This window comes from Janthinobacterium glycogeni (assembly GCF_051380725.1).
Classification (GTDB): Bacteria; Pseudomonadota; Gammaproteobacteria; order Burkholderiales; family Burkholderiaceae_D; genus Janthinobacterium.
This window is the reverse complement of sequence record NZ_JBNYXP010000002.1, coordinates 346,750-366,342: the sequence shown is the minus strand read 5'-3', so window position 1 is coordinate 366,342 and position 19,593 is coordinate 346,750. Positions and strand designations below refer to the sequence as shown.

The 19,593-nt window shown below is 62.1% G+C and carries 21 protein-coding genes; 15 read left to right on the top strand and 6 right to left on the bottom strand.

The genetic code is table 11. The features are described from left to right. Window positions 1-126: 126 nt before the first annotated feature. The 7 genes from recA to ACQ4W4_RS07205 all read left to right on the top strand — a co-directional run bounded on the left by recA (window position 127) and on the right by ACQ4W4_RS07205 (window position 7,258). Window positions 127-1,227, top strand: a complete 1,101-nt coding sequence (gene recA, locus ACQ4W4_RS07235) for a recombinase RecA (RefSeq protein WP_436541388.1) — start codon at window positions 127-129, stop codon at window positions 1,225-1,227. Between the two features lie 227 nt (window positions 1,228-1,454). Then, complete coding sequence (gene recX, locus ACQ4W4_RS07230) at window positions 1,455-1,910, top strand: recombination regulator RecX (protein WP_436541387.1); 456 nt, start codon at window positions 1,455-1,457, stop codon at window positions 1,908-1,910. A gap of 154 nt (window positions 1,911-2,064) precedes the next feature. Further along, window positions 2,065-3,603, top strand: coding sequence for a methyltransferase regulatory domain-containing protein (locus ACQ4W4_RS07225; protein ID WP_436541386.1), 1,539 nt, complete (start codon window positions 2,065-2,067; stop codon window positions 3,601-3,603). A 278-nt stretch (window positions 3,604-3,881) separates the two neighbouring features. After that, window positions 3,882-4,442, top strand: coding sequence for a DUF2889 domain-containing protein (locus ACQ4W4_RS07220; protein WP_436541385.1), 561 nt, complete (start codon window positions 3,882-3,884; stop codon window positions 4,440-4,442). Between the two features lie 72 nt (window positions 4,443-4,514). Further along, the gene (gene sucC, locus ACQ4W4_RS07215; protein ID WP_070220383.1) at window positions 4,515-5,684 is read left to right on the top strand and encodes an ADP-forming succinate--CoA ligase subunit beta; all 1,170 of its coding nucleotides are present in this window, start codon (window positions 4,515-4,517) and stop codon (window positions 5,682-5,684) included. Window positions 5,685-5,697: 13 nt separating this feature from the next. Beyond that, on the top strand, window positions 5,698-6,579 hold the full coding sequence (sucD, locus tag ACQ4W4_RS07210) for a succinate--CoA ligase subunit alpha (RefSeq protein ID WP_034746085.1): 882 nt from the start codon (window positions 5,698-5,700) through the stop codon (window positions 6,577-6,579). A gap of 214 nt (window positions 6,580-6,793) precedes the next feature. Further along, window positions 6,794-7,258, top strand: a complete 465-nt coding sequence (locus tag ACQ4W4_RS07205) for a pilin (protein WP_436541384.1) — start codon at window positions 6,794-6,796, stop codon at window positions 7,256-7,258. A gap of 21 nt (window positions 7,259-7,279) precedes the next feature. Here ACQ4W4_RS07205 and ACQ4W4_RS07200 read toward each other — a convergent pair whose 3' ends face one another. Then, the gene (locus ACQ4W4_RS07200) at window positions 7,280-8,002 is read right to left on the bottom strand and encodes a flagellar brake protein (protein ID WP_436541383.1); all 723 of its coding nucleotides are present in this window, start codon (window positions 8,000-8,002) and stop codon (window positions 7,280-7,282) included. A 163-nt stretch (window positions 8,003-8,165) separates the two neighbouring features. On the opposite strand from ACQ4W4_RS07200, the gene ACQ4W4_RS07195 reads away from it, so the two are divergent. Then, window positions 8,166-8,546 carry a DUF6713 family protein gene (locus ACQ4W4_RS07195; protein ID WP_436541382.1) on the top strand — a complete coding sequence of 127 codons (381 nt, stop codon included), beginning with the start codon at window positions 8,166-8,168 and terminating at the stop codon, window positions 8,544-8,546. On the opposite strand, the gene moaC is transcribed toward ACQ4W4_RS07195, so the two are convergent. Beyond that, window positions 8,547-9,053 carry a cyclic pyranopterin monophosphate synthase MoaC gene (gene moaC, locus ACQ4W4_RS07190; protein ID WP_034746095.1) on the bottom strand — a complete coding sequence of 169 codons (507 nt, stop codon included), beginning with the start codon at window positions 9,051-9,053 and terminating at the stop codon, window positions 8,547-8,549. A gap of 185 nt (window positions 9,054-9,238) precedes the next feature. On the opposite strand from moaC, the gene ACQ4W4_RS07185 reads away from it, so the two are divergent. After that, entirely contained in the window at window positions 9,239-10,828 is a 1,590-nt protein-coding gene (locus ACQ4W4_RS07185) for a M48 family metallopeptidase (RefSeq protein WP_436541546.1), read from the top strand. A gap of 3 nt (window positions 10,829-10,831) precedes the next feature. Here ACQ4W4_RS07185 and ACQ4W4_RS07180 read toward each other — a convergent pair whose 3' ends face one another. Genes ACQ4W4_RS07180 through ACQ4W4_RS07165 form a run of 4 tightly spaced genes read right to left on the bottom strand, consistent with a single transcriptional unit; the run spans window position 10,832 to window position 13,118 of the window. Then, complete coding sequence (locus tag ACQ4W4_RS07180) at window positions 10,832-11,422, bottom strand: DUF2946 family protein (protein ID WP_436541381.1); 591 nt, start codon at window positions 11,420-11,422, stop codon at window positions 10,832-10,834. Then, on the bottom strand, window positions 11,415-12,440 hold the full coding sequence (locus ACQ4W4_RS07175) for a YheT family hydrolase (RefSeq protein WP_436541380.1): 1,026 nt from the start codon (window positions 12,438-12,440) through the stop codon (window positions 11,415-11,417). The genes ACQ4W4_RS07180 and ACQ4W4_RS07175 overlap by 8 nt, the downstream gene beginning before the upstream one ends. Continuing rightward, window positions 12,440-12,865, bottom strand: coding sequence for a YybH family protein (locus ACQ4W4_RS07170; RefSeq protein ID WP_436541379.1), 426 nt, complete (start codon window positions 12,863-12,865; stop codon window positions 12,440-12,442). The genes ACQ4W4_RS07175 and ACQ4W4_RS07170 overlap by 1 nt, the downstream gene beginning before the upstream one ends. 58 nt (window positions 12,866-12,923) lie before the next feature. Beyond that, entirely contained in the window at window positions 12,924-13,118 is a 195-nt protein-coding gene (locus ACQ4W4_RS07165) for a zinc-finger domain-containing protein (RefSeq protein ID WP_070220739.1), read from the bottom strand. Window positions 13,119-13,376: 258 nt separating this feature from the next. On the opposite strand from ACQ4W4_RS07165, the gene ACQ4W4_RS07160 reads away from it, so the two are divergent. The 6 genes from ACQ4W4_RS07160 (at window position 13,377) to ACQ4W4_RS07135 (ending at window position 19,593) form a co-directional block, all read left to right on the top strand. Continuing rightward, on the top strand, window positions 13,377-14,111 hold the full coding sequence (locus ACQ4W4_RS07160) for an AzlC family ABC transporter permease (protein ID WP_436541378.1): 735 nt from the start codon (window positions 13,377-13,379) through the stop codon (window positions 14,109-14,111). After that, window positions 14,104-14,454 (top strand): AzlD domain-containing protein, encoded by a 351-nt coding sequence (locus ACQ4W4_RS07155; RefSeq protein ID WP_166446440.1) that lies wholly within the window; start codon window positions 14,104-14,106, stop codon window positions 14,452-14,454. The genes ACQ4W4_RS07160 and ACQ4W4_RS07155 overlap by 8 nt, the downstream gene beginning before the upstream one ends. 77 nt (window positions 14,455-14,531) lie before the next feature. Further along, entirely contained in the window at window positions 14,532-15,743 is a 1,212-nt protein-coding gene (locus ACQ4W4_RS07150) for a phosphoglycerate kinase (RefSeq protein WP_436541377.1), read from the top strand. Between the two features lie 235 nt (window positions 15,744-15,978). Continuing rightward, a complete protein-coding gene (gene pyk / locus ACQ4W4_RS07145) occupies window positions 15,979-17,439 on the top strand; it encodes a pyruvate kinase (protein ID WP_436541376.1) in 1,461 nt (486 codons plus the stop codon). Between the two features lie 78 nt (window positions 17,440-17,517). Further along, window positions 17,518-18,582 carry a class II fructose-bisphosphate aldolase gene (gene fba, locus ACQ4W4_RS07140; protein WP_034746119.1) on the top strand — a complete coding sequence of 355 codons (1,065 nt, stop codon included), beginning with the start codon at window positions 17,518-17,520 and terminating at the stop codon, window positions 18,580-18,582. A gap of 117 nt (window positions 18,583-18,699) precedes the next feature. Continuing rightward, window positions 18,700-19,593, top strand: coding sequence for a phosphoribosylaminoimidazolesuccinocarboxamide synthase (locus ACQ4W4_RS07135; RefSeq protein ID WP_436541375.1), 894 nt, complete (start codon window positions 18,700-18,702; stop codon window positions 19,591-19,593).

Sequence of the window (19,593 nt, the reverse complement as noted above, 5' to 3'; positions counted from 1 at the left end):
TGATCACTGTTTTTTTATACAGTACTGTCTGTGTAAAGAATTTAACCCACTGGCGCTATCGCAGGCTGCACGGTTCACGTAGATGCGTCACGTGAGTCCGCACCTGTAGAACGGCTGAAAGAACATATGGACGATAAAAAAGCTGTAGTACCCGCATCGGAAAAAGCCAAGGCGCTCGCCGCCGCACTGGCGCAGATCGAGAAGCAGTTTGGCAAAGGTTCGGTCATGCGCATGGATGCCAGCGCACCGATCGAAGAAGTGCAAGTCGTGTCGACCGGTTCGCTCGGCCTCGATATCGCGCTGGGCGTGGGCGGCTTGCCGCGCGGCCGCGTGGTGGAAATCTATGGTCCGGAATCGTCGGGTAAAACCACGCTGACCCTGCAAACCATCGCCGAAATGCAAAAACTGGGCGGCACCTGCGCCTTTATCGATGCCGAGCACGCGCTCGACGTCGGTTACGCGCAAAAACTGGGCGTGAACCTGCATGAATTGCTGATCTCGCAACCGGACACGGGCGAGCAGGCACTGGAAATCTGCGACGCCCTCGTGCGTTCGGGCAGCGTCGACCTGGTCGTCATCGACTCCGTGGCCGCGCTGACGCCACGCGCCGAGATCGAAGGCGACATGGGCGATTCCCTGCCAGGTTTGCAAGCGCGTCTGATGTCGCAAGCCCTGCGCAAGCTGACCGGTTCCATCAACCGCACCAATACTCTGGTCATCTTCATCAACCAGATCCGCATGAAGATCGGTGTGATGTTCGGCAGCCCGGAAACGACTACCGGCGGCAATGCGCTGAAATTCTACGCTTCCGTGCGTCTGGATATCCGCCGTACCGGCTCGATCAAGTCCGGCGATGAAGTGATCGGCAACGAAACCAAGGTCAAGGTCGTCAAGAACAAGATCGCGCCACCGTTCAAGGAAGCGCACTTCGACATCCTGTACGGCGCCGGCACCTCGCGCGAAGGCGAAATCCTGGACCTGGGCTCGGATGCCAAGATCGTGGAAAAATCCGGTTCGTGGTACAGCTACAACGGCGAACGCATCGGCCAGGGCAAGGACAACGCCCGCGCCTTCCTGCAGGAGCGTCCGGCGCTGGCGCGCGAAATCGAAAACAAGGTGCGCGCTTCGCTGGGCGTGCGCGAACTGCCGCCGCTGGCCGCTGAAAAGCCGGAAAAAGCGGATAAGGCCGCCGACAAGGCTGCCAAGGCGGAAGCCAAGCCAGAGTAGGTCGGATTAGCGCGGCAAAGCCGCGCGGAATCCGACAACACCACAGACGTCAACAATGTTGTCGGATCAAACGCCAACAATGTTGTCGGATCACGGCCCAAGGGGCCTAATCCGACCTACGCATGGCTTGCCGCAAGGTAGGATCCTGATCGCCGTCCCGCGCTGTTGCGCCGGGCGGCGATTGTGTTTGGGTGATGTGATCGTGGAATGAAAGACAAGGTGGGGGTATGGCCGCAGTACAACTAAGCCTGAAGGGCAGGGCGCTACGCTTTCTGTCGATGCGCGAACACAGCCGCATGGAATTGCGGCGCAAGCTGCAGCGCCATGCGCAGGAGGGCGACGACGTGGAAGCCCTGCTCGACAGCCTGGAGCAGGCCAACTGGCTGTCGCAGGAGCGTTTTTCCGAGTCGCTGATCCACCGCCGCTCGGCCCGCTTCGGCAATAGCCGCATCATGGCGGAATTGCAAAGCCATGGCATTGGCGGCGAAGCGCTGCAGGAACTCAAGGCGGGCCTGGCCGAAGGCGAGACGGCGCGCGCCTGCGAAGTGTGGCGCCGCAAGTTTGGCCAGGTGGCGCAGGATGCCGAGCAGCGCAACAAGCAGATGCGCTTCCTGATGCAGCGCGGTTTTTCCCAGCGCGCCGTGCAGGCGGCCTTGAAGGGGCTGGAGCCCGACGAGGAATAGCTCATCCAGGGCCAGCCGGCCGCCATGCCGCGCCGCGCTGAACTGCGCTTTCAAACGCCGTCTGTTTCCAGTATGGTGACGCCGCGCGATAGGGTATTCTGGCGCTCGAACGCTGTGCGATGCGCGCAGCACCATTGACCGTGACAGGATCGAGATGAGCAACTGGAATGCCGGCTATATGGCCGAAATTGCCTATATCTATGGCTATTACGAAGAATTGAACCCTCTGCGCCTGCGCCTGCCTTTGCTGGCCGCCGGCCTGGCCTTGCCGGCCAGCGGCACGGCTTGCGAGCTGGGCTTTGGCCAGGGCGTCAGCGCCAACATCCATGCGGCGGCGTCCGCCACGCGCTGGCATGGCAATGATTTCAATCCGTCCCAGGCCGCCTTTGCGCAGGAGCTGGCCAACGCGGCCGACGCCGGCGCGCAGTTCACGGATGAATCGTTCGCGCAGTTTTGTTGCCGCGACGACTTGCCCGATTTCGACTTTATCTGCCTGCATGGGATATGGAGCTGGGTTTCGGCGGAAAATCGCGCGCTCATCGTCGACTTCCTGCGGCGCAAGCTGAAAGTTGGCGGTGTCGTCTTCATCAGCTACAACACGCAGCCAGGCTGGGGCGCAATGATGCCGATGCGCGACTTGCTGGCCGAACATAGCCGCGTCATGAGCGCCCCGGGCCAGGGCGTGCTGGCCAGAGTCGCTGGCGCCATCGATTTCGTCGACAGGATGATCGCCACGCAACCGCGCTACCTGGACGCCAACCCGCAACTGGCGGACCGCTTCGAAAAGCTCAAGGCGATGGATGGACATTATCTTGCCCATGAGTATTTCAATGCCGATTGGCAGCCGATGGCTTTTTCCAGCGTCGCGGCCATGCTGGGCGAGGCCAAGCTCGAGTTCGCTGCGTCCGCCAACTATACCGCTCTGGTCGACATGCTGAACCTGACGGCTGAGCACCAGCAGTTCCTGGCCGAGATACCCGATCCCATTTTTCGCGAGACGACGCGCGCCTTCCTCGTCAACGAGCAATTCCGCCGGGATTACTGGGTCAAGGGCGCACGCAGGCTGACGCCGTTCGCCCAGGCCAGCGCCTTGCGGGCCGTGCGCGTGATGCTGGCCGTACCCCGCGACGAAGTGGTGTTGAGCGTGCATGGCGTGCTGGGCGACGCCGATATGGACGAGCGCGTGTATGCGCCCGTGCTTGACGCCATGGCTGACCATCGCGTGTACACGATAGGCGAACTGGAGCAGCAACTGGCTGGCAGCGAAGCCAGTCTGGCCGCCTTGCTGCAGATCATGCTGGTACTGGTCAGCAAGGGCAGCGTGTCTGCCGTCCAGGATGAGGCCGGCATCGCCGCGGCGCGGCCGCAGACGGCGCGCCTGAATGCACACTTGCTGGAGCAGGCGCTGGCAAGAACCGATTTGCACTTCCTCGCCAGCCCCCTGACGGGCGGCGGTGTGGTTGTATCGCATTTACAACAGCTCTTCCTGTGGGCGAAACTGCAAGGTTGTCCAACGCCGCAAGACTGGGTGCGCACGACGTGGCCCGTGCTGCTGCGCCTGAAGCAGCTGATGACGAAGGATGGGCAGCCCTTGTTGACGGAAGAGGAAAACCTGGACGAATTGTTGGCGCAGGCACAGTATTTTTCCGTGCGCATCTTGCCGGTTTTACGCGCACTGGGTGTGACTGACTGAGGCGCGGTGCCGGCCAGCCTGCCGGTGCCGGCCTGCCCGCATCCAAGTTATTTGAATTGCGAATGATCGTCATTGATTTTGCGATTTTCGTTAATGATTCGCGGCGGGCGGCACAAGCAATAAAAAATTATGTTGCGGCGCAACTAGCGCCCTGTGTGCTACACTTTTAGGGTTTTTGCGGCGCCGCAGGTGCGGTTGCTGTTCGTAGAAGCTGCGAACAGAGTGCTTTAGGCACATGGCTGCTTACTAATTATGGCCGCGCAAGCGGCATCGGTCTTATGCCCCTGTCAACTCCCGTATCCCGGCGCGCCCTACGGCACTCCCGCGTTATCGACGTCCAAGCGTATATGCGCGACGACGGCCTGTGGGATATTGACGCCCATATCACCGATATCAAAAGCTATGACGCGACCCTGGCCTCCGGCCCCCGTCCCGCCGGCGCCCCTCTGCATGACCTCCATTTACGCATTACCGTCGATCGCGAACTGACCATTGTCGAGGCCGAAGCTGCCTCCGATGCCGTGCCCTATCCCGGTTTTTGCGATACCATCGGCCCCGCTTACAGGGCGCTGATCGGTTTGAACTTATTGAAGAATTTCCGCCGCGACTTGAAACAGCGCCTGGCGGGAATCGCCGGCTGTACCCATTTGACCGAACTGGCGCAAGTCTTGCCGACTGCGACGGTTCAGGCATTTGCCGGCGATGTCTGGTCGACCCGTGACGGTGCGAATGCTGACGTGTCGCATGAAAAGCCGTTTCAACTCGACAAATGCCACGCCCTGCGCACCGATGGCGGGGCGGTTGCACAGTATTACCCGCGCTGGGTAGCCAAAGCGTGACCCCGGCGCTTTCCTGTTTTTTTTGCACCACTAACCGTATTTTTACACATCAGTATCAGAAGGGAAGCCAGCATGAAAATCCATGAGTATCAAGCCAAAGAAATCCTCCGGCAGCACGGAGTGACGGTACCACGCGGTATTCCGTGCATGTCCGTCGAAGAAGCCGTCAAGGCTGCGGAAACCCTGGGCGGCCCGGTGTGGGTTGTCAAGGCGCAGATCCACGCAGGTGGCCGCGGCAAGGGCGGCGGCGTGAAAGTGGCAAAATCGATGGAGCAGGTCAAGGAATACGCTGACCAGATCATGGGCATGCAGCTGATCACGCACCAGACCAGCGCCGAAGGCCAGAAAGTCAACCGCCTGCTGGTGGAAGAAGGCGCCGACATCAAACAGGAACTGTACGTTTCGCTGGTCACCGACCGCGTTACCCAGAAAATCGTCCTGATGGCGTCGTCCGAAGGCGGCATGGACATCGAAGAAGTGGCCGAGAGCCACCCTGAGAAGATCCACCACGTCACCATCGATCCGGGCGTTGGCCTGACCGATGCCCAGGCAGACGACATCGCCGCCAAAATCGGCGTGCCTGCCGGTTCCATCGCCGACGCGCGCGCCAACCTGCAAGGCCTGTACAAAGCCTACTGGGAAACCGACTGCTCGCTGGCCGAAATCAACCCGCTGATCGTCACCGGCAGCGGCAAGGTCATCGCCCTGGACGCCAAGTTCAACTTTGACCCGAACGCCCTGTTCCGTCATCCGGAAATCGTCGCCCTGCGCGACCTGGACGAAGAAGATCCAGCGGAAATCGAAGCGTCGAAATTCGACCTGGCCTACATCTCGCTCGACGGCAACATCGGTTGCCTGGTGAACGGCGCCGGCCTGGCCATGGCCACCATGGACACGATTAAACTGTTCGGCGGCGAGCCAGCCAACTTCCTGGACGTCGGCGGCGGCGCCACGGCAGAAAAAGTGACCGAAGCGTTCAAGATCATGCTGAAAAACCCAGGCCTGAAAGCCATCCTGGTGAACATTTTCGGCGGCATCATGCGTTGCGACGTGATCGCCGAAGGCGTCATCGCCGCAGTGAAAGCCGTCTCGCTGAACGTACCGCTGGTGGTGCGCATGAAGGGCACCAACGAAGACCTGGGCAAAAAGATGCTGGCCGATTCCGGTCTGCCTATCATCGCAGCCGACACCATGGAAGATGCAGCCAAGAGCGTCGTTGCCGCTGCTGCCGGTCAAGCTTAATTAAGGAATCAACATGTCCATTCTGATCAATAAAGATACCAAAGTCGTTACCCAAGGGATCACCGGCAAGACCGGCCAGTTCCATACCCGCGGTTGCCGCGACTACGCGAACGGCAAAGCTGCCTTCGTGGCAGGCGTGAACCCGAAGAAAGCCGGCGAAGATTTCGAAGGCATTCCTATTTTCGCTAACGTCACCGAAGCGAAAAAAGAAACCGGCGCCAACGTTTCCGTGATCTACGTGCCGCCAGCAGGCGCGGCAGCGGCGATCTGGGAAGCTGTCGAAGCTGAAATGGATCTGGCCATTTGCATCACCGAAGGCATTCCTGTCCGCGACATGATGGCCCTGAAAGACCGCATGGCCAAAGCCAACAGCAAAACCTTGCTGCTGGGCCCTAACTGCCCAGGCCTGATCACGCCAGACGAAATCAAGATCGGCATCATGCCGGGTCACATCCACAAGAAGGGCCGTATCGGCGTCGTTTCCCGTTCGGGCACCCTGACCTATGAAGCAGTGGGTCAGCTGACCGCACTGGGCCTGGGCCAATCGTCGGCAGTCGGCATCGGCGGCGACCCGATCAACGGTCTGAAGCACATCGACATCATGAAGATGTTCAATGATGATCCAGATACCGACGCGGTCATCATGATCGGCGAAATCGGCGGTCCGGACGAAGCCAACGCGGCTTATTGGATCAAAGACAACATGAAAAAACCGGTCGTCGGCTTCATCGCTGGCGTAACGGCTCCTCCAGGCAAGCGCATGGGCCACGCCGGCGCGCTGATCTCGGGCGGTGCCGATACGGCGCAAGCCAAGCTGGAAATCATGGAAGCTTGCGGCATCACCGTGACCAAGAACCCGTCGGAAATGGCGCGTCTGCTGAAAGCCATGCTGTAATTTCAGCCGGCTTACCGCAGTATAAAAAAGGAGCTTCGGCTCCTTTTTTTTGTCCGCAAGACAGGCCGATTCCCGCCCTGGGGCGACGGCGCTGGTCCGAATCCGCCCAAATGCGTCGCTTTTCTTTCCATGCTTACCAACGCCGCCCCGGCGTGCCGCTGGCATGGCGCTTGCAACATGCACGGCGTGACCAACTGCACTCCGGGAGGATGCGATGCGCGCGCAAAGCGGATTTACCCTGATAGAACTGATGATCGTGGTGGCCATCGCCGGCATCCTGGCGGCCGTGGCCATTCCCCAGTACGGCGACTATACGATGCGGGCCAAGGTCAGCAATGTGCTGGCGGCCGCTGCCCCGTTGAAAACGGCCGTGGCCCTGTGCGTACAGGAAAACGGTGGCACCGCTACCGCCTGCAGCACGCCCACCCAGGCCGTGCCCAGCGCCATCCCCGTGTTCAGTGCCACGCGCGAAGTGGCCAGCGCCACAGTGGACAAGGGCGATATCGTGCTGACCCTGGCGGCCGACCTGGGCACGGGTATCGGTGGACAAACCGTGACGATGACCATGAAGCCGGGGACGAGTAGCCTGACCTGGTTCAATAGCACTACCGTGACGAATCCGGCGGCGAAGGAAGCGATTACCAAAAACAACATTCCCGACGTGACTCCGACGCTGTAAGTGACGCTTGCCAGCCCGGTGTCAGACGATTTTTTGCCGGTCCGCGATCAGCGCTTCATAGGTGAGGTTTTGCAGCAGGGTGTAGTGGGTCGGTTCCAGGTCGATGAATTGCACGCCATACGTATAGATTTCAGCTACCCCGGCGGCATGGCCATTGGACGGCTTGCCCACGCTGACATTCTGGATGCGGGCGCGCGTGTTGACGCGCATCTGATGTTTGTTCGGCTGTACCAGCAGGGTAAAGCTGAGCGCCACGCCTTCGTCGTCCGGCGTGAGCATGCTGGGCGCCTCGATCAGCGCGCCCGAGACGCTGAGGTTGACGATGAACACGGGCACGGCCGCCACGTCGCGGTAGCTCAGCTGCGCGGGAATGTCCACTTTCACGCGCATGGCCGTGCGCAGGCTGGTGCCCTGGATGGCGTCGGGAAAGCTCAGGTGTACATAATTGAGCGGGCGGCCGAAGATGCGCAGCACGCTGCACGCAAACGAACAGACGGTGACGCCGGAAAACACGCGGATGGTCAGCTTGTCACCCTCGTTGAGCACGATGGAGGCGCCGTTTTCCATGGGAATCTTGACGATCAGGTACTCGTCTTTCACATAGCCGATCACGGTCGAGAAATGCTGGATGGGTTTGATGGTGCGGTGCGTGATGAACTGGATGCGTCCGCCCACCTGCAGATTCATGGCCTCGAATTCGAAGTCCTGGAGCTTGCTTTCTGCGGCGGGCTTGTTGCTTGTCATGCGATGCTCATCTGGATATGGTCGACTCGCAGTATGCATGATTTCTTGATGAAAAAGCATTCCTATCAATGAAATTCACTTTCGCGTCGAAAAATACCATGGGCACGCGCCGGTGCGCGGTGCAGGCTTTACAATTGCGTCAATATTGACGAATGTAAATCTTATGCCACGCAGCTACTTCTGGACCATGTTGTTCCTGATCCTGCATCAAATCGACGCTGCCTACTGGAAAGAGTGGGAGATGTTTCATGTGCCGGGCGGCGTGCAGGGTTTTCTCGTGTTTAACCTGGCGGCGATTGCCGTGGTGCTGGCCGGTTACCGGCATGTGCTGCTGGCCACCCCGCAGGCGCCCCGCTATGCGGCAGTGTGCGCCGCACTGGGCGTGGGAACGTGCCTGATCCATGCCGGCTTTGCGCTGGCAGGACTGGAACAATTCCACTTGCCCCTGTCCGTGGCCATCATTGTGCTGTGCCTGGGCTGTGCCGTCTGGCTGCTGTGCGACATGCGCCGCATCGGGGGCCAGCTGGCGCGCCAGGACGCATAGTCACACTTCCGCGTGCCAATCGCCCGACTTGCCGCCATGCTTTTCCAGCACGCGCACGTTCGTCATGACCATGCCCCGGTCGACGGCCTTGCACATGTCGTAGATCGTCAACAGGCCGATCTGTACGGACGTGAGCGCTTCCATTTCCACGCCCGTCTTGCCCGTGGTGTCGACCTGGGCACGGCAGTGCACGCTGTTGGCCGCTTCATCGACTTCAAAATCGACGGTGACGCGCGTGAGGGCCAGCGGGTGGCACAGGGGAATCAGGTCGCTGGTGCGCTTGGCGCCCATGATGGCGGCGATGCGGGCGATGCCCAGCACGTCGCCTTTCTTGGCGTTGCCCGAAATGATCAGGGCCAGGGTAGCCGGCTGCATGCGGATGGTGCCGGCGGCCACGGCGCTGCGGCGCGTGTCTTCCTTGCTGCCCACGTCGACCATATGGGCTTGGCCCGTGGCGTCGAAATGGGTCAGTTCCCCGGCGGGGGCTTGCTTGTCTGCTGTTGTCATGGCGTCAAAATAGGTGAGGAACGGGGGCGCGGCAGGCCGAATCACGATCCCATGCCACTGGCATGGCGCGTGGGAATGGGCGCCGCTAACAAGGTATGATAGCACCCGTGAATTCAAAAACTCCCCTTTCGATCCTCGTTGAAAACGCCGCTGCGGGATGGCTGCGCGGCTGGCGGCGCGCAGCCGTGCTGGCTGCATTGTCGCTGGCGGCGCCCTGTGCGCTGGCGCAAACCTATACGTCCGCGCCAGCGGCGCCGGCTGCCGGCGCGGCGCCCAAGCCGGGTAGCGGCTGGACGCCCCTGGCCGTGCCGCCGGCGCCGAACCTGCCGAACCTGGGCGATACCTCGCGCGAAGACCTGTCGCCGGCGATGGAGCGCAAGATCGGCGAGGAAATCATGCGCGGCATCCGCGGCGACCGCGACTACCTCGATGACGCGCCGCTGCTCGAATACCTCAATACCTTCGGCAACGCCCTCGTGGCGGCGCGCCCCAGCGTGCGCGGCGAAACGAATTACGACTATTTCTTCTTTGCCGTGCGCGATCCCCAGTTGAACGCGTTTGCCTTGCCGGGCGGCTTCATCGGCGTGCACTCGGCCCTGGTGCTGGCGGCGCAAACGGAGGCGGAACTGGCTTCCGTGCTGTCGCACGAGATCGGCCACGTGGCGCAGCGCCATATCGCGCGCATGCTGGGCCAGCAGCGCCAGGATGCCCTGATGCCGCTGGCGGCCATGCTGCTGGCGGCGCTCGCGTCGCGCGCGGGCGGCGACGTGGCCATGGGCGTGTTTGCCGCCGGCCAGGGCCTGGCCATCCAGCGCCAGCTCAATTTCGGCCGCGACGCCGAACGCGAGGCGGACCGCATCGGTTTCCAGATCATGGGCGAAGCCGGTTTCGACACCACCGGCATGGTGGCCTTCTTCGGCCGCATGCAGGCGGCCAGCCGCTCGTACAGCGACCTGATGCCCGCCTATCTGCAGACCCACCCGCTGACGACGGAACGCATCGCCGACATCCAGGCGCGCATCCGCGAGCAGCCCTACAAGCAGCGTGCGGACAGCCTGAGTTTCCACCTGGCGCGGGCCCGCGCCCGCGTGCTGCAGGATGAAAGCGTGCAAGGCTTGCTGAACGCCAAGGCCGCCTTCAAGACGCAGCTGGAACAGCAAAGCCGCTTCCAGGTGACGGCCGCCCATTACGGCTTGTCCTTTGTCGCCGTCAAGCAGGGCAAGCCGGCGGAGGCGCAAAAGGAACTCGATGCGGCCAATGCGGCCCTGCACCAGCCGGCCGGGCCGAATGTCTTTACCTCGGGCGGCACGCAAGCCCCGAATTCCCTGCTGGCGGCGATGGGGCTGGAAGTGCTGTTGATGCCGGCGCAAAAGAAGGAAGTGGCGCAACAGGCTTTGAAGGCGGCCGATGCGGCGCGCCAGCAGTTTCCCCTCTCGCGCGGCATTGCCCACCAATATGCGGAAGCGCTGACGGCTGCCGGCAAGCTGGAGCAAGCCACCTTATACCTGCGCGAGCAGGTGCAGCTCTACAAGGAAGAGCCGGAACTGTACGATCTACTGGCGAAAGCCTATGCGGACCAGGGCAAGATGACCTTGCAGCACATGGCGCTGGCCGAATCCTACGTACTGCAGGGGGCCACCATGGCCGCGCTGGACCAGCTGACGATCGCCCGCAAATCGACGGACGCGACCTTCTATGACCAGGCCGTGATCGATGCGCGCGAGCGGGAATTGCAGGAAAAGCGCCGCGAACAGATCAAGGAGCAGAAGGGATAAGCCTTATTCGGCTTGCGGCGCGCGCCGGAAGCCGAAGGTTGTCGGCACGGCAGCGTAGCGCAGCGGCTGCACGGTGATCTCCTTGCCGTCATGCAATAAGGTCAAGTTGCCACGCGCATGTTCCAGCCAGCCCAGCAAGGCCTCGTCGCTGGTCTGCTGGCCGTCGACGCGCAGAGATGCCAGGACCTGCGTCATGTCGCGGTCGTCGACCTGCGCCACGACCTCGCCCTGGCGCAGGATCAGCGCGCCGTTGTCGCACAGGTAAGCTTGTTCGATCTGCGCCAGCGGCGCGCCCGTCTGCACGACAAAACCATGCTGCGGGTCGCTGCGGGCGATATACGGCGTCGCCTCCAGGTTCAGGTAGACGCGCTGCGGGCCATTCTGGAAAAACCAGCAGCCGCGTTCGTCATGGTCGTAATTGCGGTTGATAAATCCCAGCAGTGCGTCATGGGCGATCTTGTCGCCAGGCAGTTGTTGCTGTTGCGCATGCTGGTCGCGCATGCGCCAGTGGCCGCGCGCGTCCAGGCCCAGCCAGCCGTAGCAGTGGGGCACGTTCGGCCATTTGGCCAGGGCCTGCTTGACGAGGTCATCCATGTGGTGCGTTTTCCGTGTGCGTTTGCGAACTGCCAGCGTGACAGGTTTGCGGGGCCGGTGGCGCCATGTTGCCGCCTTCAAAAAAATGGATCAGGCGCTGCGGCAGCCAGCGTGTGCTGCCCGGCAACTTGCCTGCCGCAAAGCCGACGTGGCCGCCGTGGCGCGGATACTCGAGCGTGACTGTCGGCGCGGCGCTGCGCGGCAGGAAGCGCCCGGGCAGGAAGGGGTCGTTTTGCGCATTGAGCACCAGGGTCGGCACGGTGATGTCCGGCAAGACGTGCCTGGCGCTGGCGCGGTGCCAGTAATCGTCGGCGTCGCGGTAGCCGTGCAGGGGCGCCGTGACGACATTGTCGAAGGCGTGCAAGTCGCGCGCGGCCAGCATGGCGTCGCGCGCGAACAGGCCGGGAAACTGTTCCAGCTTGGCCAGGCATTTGGGTTTCAAGGTGTTCAGGAACATGCGCGTGTAGAGCCGGTTGGCGCCCGAAGACAGGGCCTTGCCTCCTTGCGCCAGGTCCAGCGGCGCGGACACGGCCGCCGCCGCATCGATGAAATCGGCCTGGTGCTGCGACTGGCCCAGCCAGCACAGCAGGGCGTTGCCGCCCAGTGAAACGCCGGCTGCGTAAAACTTGCCTGTCGCGCGCGGCCGCAGGCGCTGCACGATCCAGTCCACTTCCTGCGCATCGCCGGAATGGTAGAAGCGGGGCGCCAGGTTCGCTTCGCCCGAGCAGCCGCGAAAATGCGGCACGGCGCCCGACCAGCCGCGCGCGGCCACCTCGGCCATCAGGGCGCGCGCGTAGTGGCTGTTCGACGAACCTTCCAGGCCGTGGAACAGCAGCACGAAGGGCTGGCCCGGCTGGCCGTCGACCAGGTCGACGTCGACGAAGTCGCCATCGGGCGCTTGCCAGCGTTCGCGGCGGAAGGCCACGGCCGGCTTGGCGAGGCACACGGCCGGATAAATCGTCTGCGCGTGGCCGCCAGGCAGCCAGAGCGGGGCGGTGTAGGAAAGAGACAAGGACATCAGTGCAGGATCTGCGTTCCCGTGGCGTCGGCCGGCGCGCCGCCCGGTGCGATGGAGGCGTGGTGCAAGACGATGCGCCAGCCGCGCGGCGTTTTCACATACACGTTCGTCGCCAGCAGATGTGCCGGACCGCCATCCTCATTCGTGACACCTTCGATGACGGTGTGCACGGAGCTCATCAGATTGTGCGTTTCATGCAGCTGCGCGGGCACGATATGCAGGCCGCCGCCCGCCAGGATGGTTTCCCACGAGGCGCGGATGGCGGCATGGCCGATCAGGCGCGCGCCGCCCGGATGGATGCAGACGATCTCTTCATCGTCGGCCCACAGCGCCATCAGCGCTTCGAGGTCGGCGCGGTGCAAGGCATCGTAGAACGCCGCTTCGACTTCCGCGGCGCTGCCATTGAGTTCTTTCAGACGTTTCATGACGACTCCGGGCTGGTGCACATAAAAACGGCGCGCTGGTGGCGCGCCGCTGGGCAGTTTAATGATGGCCGGCGCTGGCGCCTTCCTTCAGGGTGTAGGCCGTGCCGCAGTACGGGCACTTGGCGATACCGTCCTTGTTGAATTCCAGAAACACGCGCGGATGCGACGACCACAGCGGCATGGCCGGGTTAGGGCAGTGGGCTGGCAAGTCTTTACCGTCGAGTTCGACCGCTGGCTGGGTGGTTTTTGTCATCTTGTCATGCTCCGTGAGGCTGTATGGATGGAAGTCGGCTGCTGCCAAAAGCACGATTTTAACGGATTCAGGCAGACAGCAAAAATCATGGCTAAAATGGCGGCTCGATCATCTTCGGCTGCGGCGCGGGTTTTTACGGAAATATGGCAGCTGCAGCGCCACACTGACTGGATTTGCCTTGCCGGTATCGCCGTTGTCACCCTTGTCACCACGCACCATTGTTGTGCAGTTACCACAGTACGCCTGCCGGAGCGCCGCGTGAACGCCGCCCTGGCCGCCAAGGACGACGCCGTGCTGAAAGATGCCTGGCGCGCCGGCCTGACCCTGGGGGCGCCCACCCTGCTGGGCATCGCCGCCTGGGGCATGGTGGTGGGCGTGGCCATGGTGAAAAGCGGCCTGACCGTGGCGCAGGCGGGGGCCATGACCTTGTTTGTCTTTGCCGGCTCGGCCCAGCTCGCGTCCTTGCCCCTGCTGGCCGCGCAAGCGCCCGTGTGGGTGATCTTCGCCACGGCCCTCGTGGTCAATTTGCGTTTTGTCATCTTTTCCGTGCTGCTGGCCCCCCATTTCGCCCATCTGCCGTGGCGCCAGCGCTTTGCGCTCGGCTATGTGGCCGGCGATATCACCGTGGGCCTGTTCCTGCAGCGCTACCCGAATGAAACGCCGGATCCGGCCAAGCTGCCTTTCCTGAAAGGCTTGATCTACCCCAACTGGCTGGCCTGGCAAATCGGCTCCTTCATCGGCATCGTACTGGGCGCCGTCGTGCCGGCCGAATGGGGGCTGGGTTTTGCCGGCACCCTGGCGATCCTGTGCGTGACCGTGCCTCTGATCCTCAGCCGCGCGGCCCTGTGCGGCGTGCTGGTGGCGGGCGCGGTGGCCGTGCTGGCCTATGGCTTGCCATACAAGCTGGGCTTGCTGGTGGCCGTGCTGGTGGGCATGGTCAGCGCCATGGCCGTGGAAGAATTGACAGAGAAATGGACAAAACGCCATGTTTGACGGCATCGACTGGGGCAGGGCCGATGTGTGGATCGCCATCGCCGTGCTGGTGGTGGCGACCGCCGCCACGCGCAGCACTTTCTGGCTGATCGGCCATCACATCACCATCCCGCGCCGCGTGGGCGAGATGCTGCGCTATGCGCCGGCGTGCGCGCTGGCGGCCATCATCGCGCCCGACATGTTGATGGAAGGGCAGCAGGTACACTTCGACTTGTCGAATTTGAAACTCTTGTCGGGTATTGCCGCCACGCTCTTTTTCGTGATTCGCCGCAATATGCTGCAAACCATCGTCTTCGGCATGCTGGTTTTCACGGGCTTGCGACTGTTGCATGTTTTTCAGTAAAGCAGGACAAATCGGGGATTTGCGCTGGTCATTGCGGTAAAATAGCGCACTTCCTTCCACTCGTCATCTGGATCGCCATGTCAGCTGTTCTCAACTTCATCCGTCTGCAAGATTTGATCGCCCAAAATGCACTGCAAGGCAAGCGCGTATTCATCCGCGCCGACCTGAACGTCCCGCAAGATGACAGTGGCAAGATCACCGAAGATACGCGCATCCGCGCCTCGGTGCCGGCCATCCGCGCCGCGCTCGACGCTGGCGCCGCCGTCATGGTGACGTCGCACCTGGGCCGTCCGACGGAAGGCGAGTTCAAGCCGGCCGACAGCCTGGCGCCCGTGGCGGCCCGCCTGTCCGAACTGCTGGGCCAGGAAGTGGCACTGAAACAAAATTGGATCGATGGCGCCGGCCTGGAAAATCTGGCTGCCGGCCAGGTCGTCTTGCTGGAAAACGTGCGCGTCAACAAGGGCGAAAAGAAAAACAGCGATGAGCTGGCGCAAAAAATGGCCCAATTGTGCGATATCTACGTCAATGACGCGTTCGGCACGGCCCACCGCGCCGAAGCATCCACGCACGGCATCGCCAAATTCGCGCCCGTCGCCTGCGCCGGCCCATTGCTGGCCGCCGAACTCGATGCGCTGGGCAAAGCTTTGCACGCGCCCGCCCGCCCGCTGCTGGCCATCGTTGCCGGTTCGAAAGTATCGAGCAAGCTGACCATTTTGAAAGCCCTGTCCGACAAGGTCGATAACCTGATCGTCGGCGGCGGCATCGCCAACACCTTCATGAAAGCCGTCGGCTTGAACGTCGGCAAGTCGCTGGTGGAAGCGGAACTCGTCGAGGAAGCCAAGGCCATCATCGACATCATGGCCAAGCGCGGCGCGCAAGTGCCGATCCCCGTCGATGTCGTGTGCGCCAAGGAGTTTTCGCCGACAGCCGCCGCCACCGTCAAGGATGTGGCCGACGTGGCGGACGACGACATGATCCTCGATATCGGCCCGAAAACGGCCGCCCTGCTGGCGCAGCAGATCGCCGCCGCCGGCACCATCGTGTGGAACGGCCCTGTCGGCGTGTTCGAATTCGACCAGTTCGGCAACGGCACCAAGACCCTGGCCCTGGCCATTGCCGAGTCGAAAGCATTTTCGATCGCCGGCGGTGGCGACACCCTGGCGGCGATTGCCAAATACGACATTACGGATAAAATCAGCTATATCTCGACCGGCGGCGGCGCTTTCCTGGAGTTCCTGGAAGGTAAGACTTTGCCTGCCGTAGAGATCCTGATGCAACGCGCAGGCTAAGAACACCTGATGAAACCTACTGCGCGTCATGATTTGCGGCCTCCGATGCTCACTGTGCATGCGCACAGCTCCGCGTCTCGGCCACAACTCATTGCCGCTCGCTACGGTTTTCTTAGATAGTTCGAGACTGTGGAATGATGAATAGACCAAGCGCAGCCTGATCGCTGCGCTTTTACCTTGCCGGGCGGCCCAGCCGCCAGGTCTTGCTCACCTTCGCTCGCGCACAAGGATTCCTATGCCACGTGGTACAAAAATCGTAGCAACAATCGGCCCCGCCTCCACCGACTTCGATATCCTGGTCAAAATGATACGTGCGGGCGTCGACGTGGTGCGCTTGAATTTTTCCCATGGCAAGGCGCAAGACCATATCGACCGCGCCGCGCTGGTGCGCCTGGCGGCGGCCGAATGCGGCCGCGAAGTGGCCATCATGGCCGACATGCAAGGGCCGAAGATTCGCGTGGGCAAGTTTGAAAACACGCGCATCGAGCTCGAAGCGGGCGCGCGCTTCATTCTCGACGCCAAGTGGGGAGAAAACGGCGAACTGGGCAACCAGGAACGGGTCGGCCTCGATTACAAGGCCTTGCCGCGCGACTTGCACAAGGGCGACGTGCTGTTGCTGAACGACGGCCTCATCGTGCTGATCGTCGAGCGCATCCACGGCAGCGAAATCCACACCACCGTCAAGATCGGCGGCGAGTTGTCGAACAACAAGGGCATCAACCGCCAGGGCGGCGGCCTGTCCGCGCCCGCGCTGACGGCCAAGGATATGGAAGATATCAAGACGGCCATGAGTTTCCAGGCCGACTATCTGGCTATTTCCTTCCCGAAATGCGCGACCGACATGGAAATGGCGCGCCAGCTGGCCAATATCGCGGGCGAACCGTACCACCACAAGCCGATGATGATCGCCAAGATCGAACGGGCCGAAGCCATTCCTGCCCTGCAAGAGATTCTCGACGCCTCCGACGGCATCATGGTGGCGCGCGGCGACCTGGCCGTCGAGGTGGGCAATGCGGCCGTGCCGGCCCTGCAAAAGCGCATGATCAAGATGGCGCGCGCGTCGAACAAGCTGGCGATCACGGCCACGCAGATGATGGAATCGATGATCGTCAACGCCGTGCCCACGCGCGCCGAAGTGTCCGACGTGGCGAATGCCGTGCTCGACGGCACGGACGCCGTCATGACGTCGGCCGAGACGGCCTCGGGCAAATACCCGATCGAGACGGTGGAAATGATGGCCGCCATCTGCGTGGAAGCGGAACAGTCCGAATACAACAAGCTCGATGCCGATTTCCTCAACGTCACATTCACCCGCATCGACCAGTCGATCGCGTATGGCGCGCTGTTCACCGCCCATCACCTGCGCGTCAAAGCCATCGTGGCGCTGACGGAATCGGGTTCCACCGCCTTGTGGATGAGCCGCCACAGTATCGACACGCCGATTTACGCGCTCACGCCCAGCGTGACGACTTTGCGCAAAGCCGCGCTGTACCGCAATGTTCGGGCGTATCATCTGATGCAGAACGCCCCCAGCGCGCAAGTGCTGAAGCAGGCGGAAGACTTGCTGGTCGAGCAGGGCATCGTCCGCAAGGGCGACATGATCGTCGTCACCTGGGGCGAGCCGATGGGCCAGGTGGGCGGTACGAATGCATTGAAAATTGTCAAAGTCGGCGACCTTGAATCCGTGCTGATTTGATGTAAATAATTCAGGCGCCGGCGCGGTGATCGACCGCGAAGCGCCGCAACGGTTTCTATTGTTATCTGGAGTATTACCATGTCTCTCGTATCCATGCGTCAACTGCTGGACCATGCCGCCGAAAATGGCTATGGCATTCCTGCTTTCAACGTCAACAACCTGGAACAAGTGCAAGCCATCATGGCTGCCGCCGATGCGCTCAACAGCCCGGTGATCATGCAGGCGTCCGCCGGCGCGCGCAAGTACGCCGGTGAAGCGTTCCTGCGCCACCTGATCGACGCGGCCGTCGAAGCGTATCCGCACATCCCTGTCGTCATGCACCAGGATCATGGCCAGTCGCCGGCCGTCTGCATGGCCGCCATCCGCTCGGGTTTTACGTCCGTGATGATGGACGGTTCGCTGGAAGCGGACGGCAAGTCGGTCGCTTCCTACGAATACAACGTGGAAGTGTCGCGTGAAGTGGTGAAATTCTCGCACGCCATCGGCGTGACGGTGGAAGCGGAACTGGGCGTGCTCGGTTCGCTGGAAACCATGAAGGGCGACAAGGAAGACGGCCACGGCGCCGACGGCACCATGACCCGCGAGCAACTGCTGACGGACGTGGCGCAAGCGGCCGACTTCGTGCAGCGCACCCAGTGCGACGCCTTGGCGATCGCCATCGGCACCTCGCACGGCGCCTACAAGTTCACGCGCAAGCCGACGGGCGACATCCTGGCCATCGACCGCATCAAGGAAATCCATGCGCGCATCCCGAACACCCACCTGGTGATGCACGGTTCCTCGTCGGTGCCGCAGGAATTGCTGGCCATCATCCGCGAATTCGGCGGCGACATGAAGGAAACCTACGGCGTGCCCGTCGAGGAAATCCAGGAAGGCATCCGTCACGGCGTGCGCAAGATCAACATCGACACCGACATCCGCCTGGCGATGACGGCCGCGATCCGCAAATACCTGTTTGAAAATCCATCGAAATTCGACCCGCGCGACTACCTGAAGCCAGCCCGCCTTGCTGCAGAGCAAATCGTGCGCGCGCGCATGCAGGCATTCGGCTGCGAAGGCCAGGCGTCGAAAATCAAGGCCATGCCGCTGGAAAAAATGGCCGAGCGCTACAAGGCCGGCGAGCTGTCGCAAATTGTGAAGTAAAATTCTGTCTGGAACGGGCAGCAGGCATGCGCATACAGCGTAGCCTGGTGCCCGATTTTCTCGACCGGCGGGCACCCCCTGCCTGCCGGTTTCGTTTCATCCAACTATTCCCCCGCTATGAACAGCCTCTATCAGACTTCCATCCACTCCCTGCCATTGCTGGGCCACGGCAAGGTCCGCGACAACTACGCCGTCGGCGACGACAAGATCCTGATCGTCACCACGGACCGCCTGTCGGCCTTCGATGTCGTCATGAACGAGCCTATCCCCGGCAAGGGCAAGGTGCTCAACCAGATGAGCGATTTCTGGTTCGAGAAACTGGGCCATATCGTGCCGAACCACCTGACCGGCGTGGCGCCGGAATCCGTGGTGGCGCCCGAGGAAGTGGAGCAAGTCAAGGGCCGCGCCGTCGTGGCCAAGCGTTTGAAACCGATCATGGTCGAGGCGGTCGTGCGCGGCTACATCATCGGCTCGGGCTGGAAAGATTACCAGGACACGGGCAGCATCTGCGGCATCAAGCTGCCAGCCGGCCTGCAACAGGCGGAAAAACTGCCGGAGCCGATCTTCACCCCGGCGGCCAAGGCCGAGCTGGGCGAGCATGATGAAAACATCAGCTTTGCTGAAATGGAAGAGCGCATCGGCGCCGACCTGGCAGCCAAGATGCGCGACGTCGCCATTGCCCTGTACAAGACGGCCGCCGAGTACGCCGCCACGCGCGGCATCATCATCGCCGACACCAAGTTCGAATTCGGCCTGGACGACAATGGCGTCATGCATCTGATGGATGAAGTGCTGACGGCCGACTCCTCGCGTTTCTGGCCCGCCGATTCCTATCAGCCTGGCATTTCGCCGCCGTCGTTCGACAAGCAATTCGTGCGCGACTACCTGGAAACACTGACCTGGGGCAAGACCGCACCGGCGCCAGCGCTGCCGGCCGACGTCATCGAAAAAACCCAGGCCAAGTACTTTGAAGCCATCGAACGCCTGACGGGCGAGAAGCTGAAGGCCTGA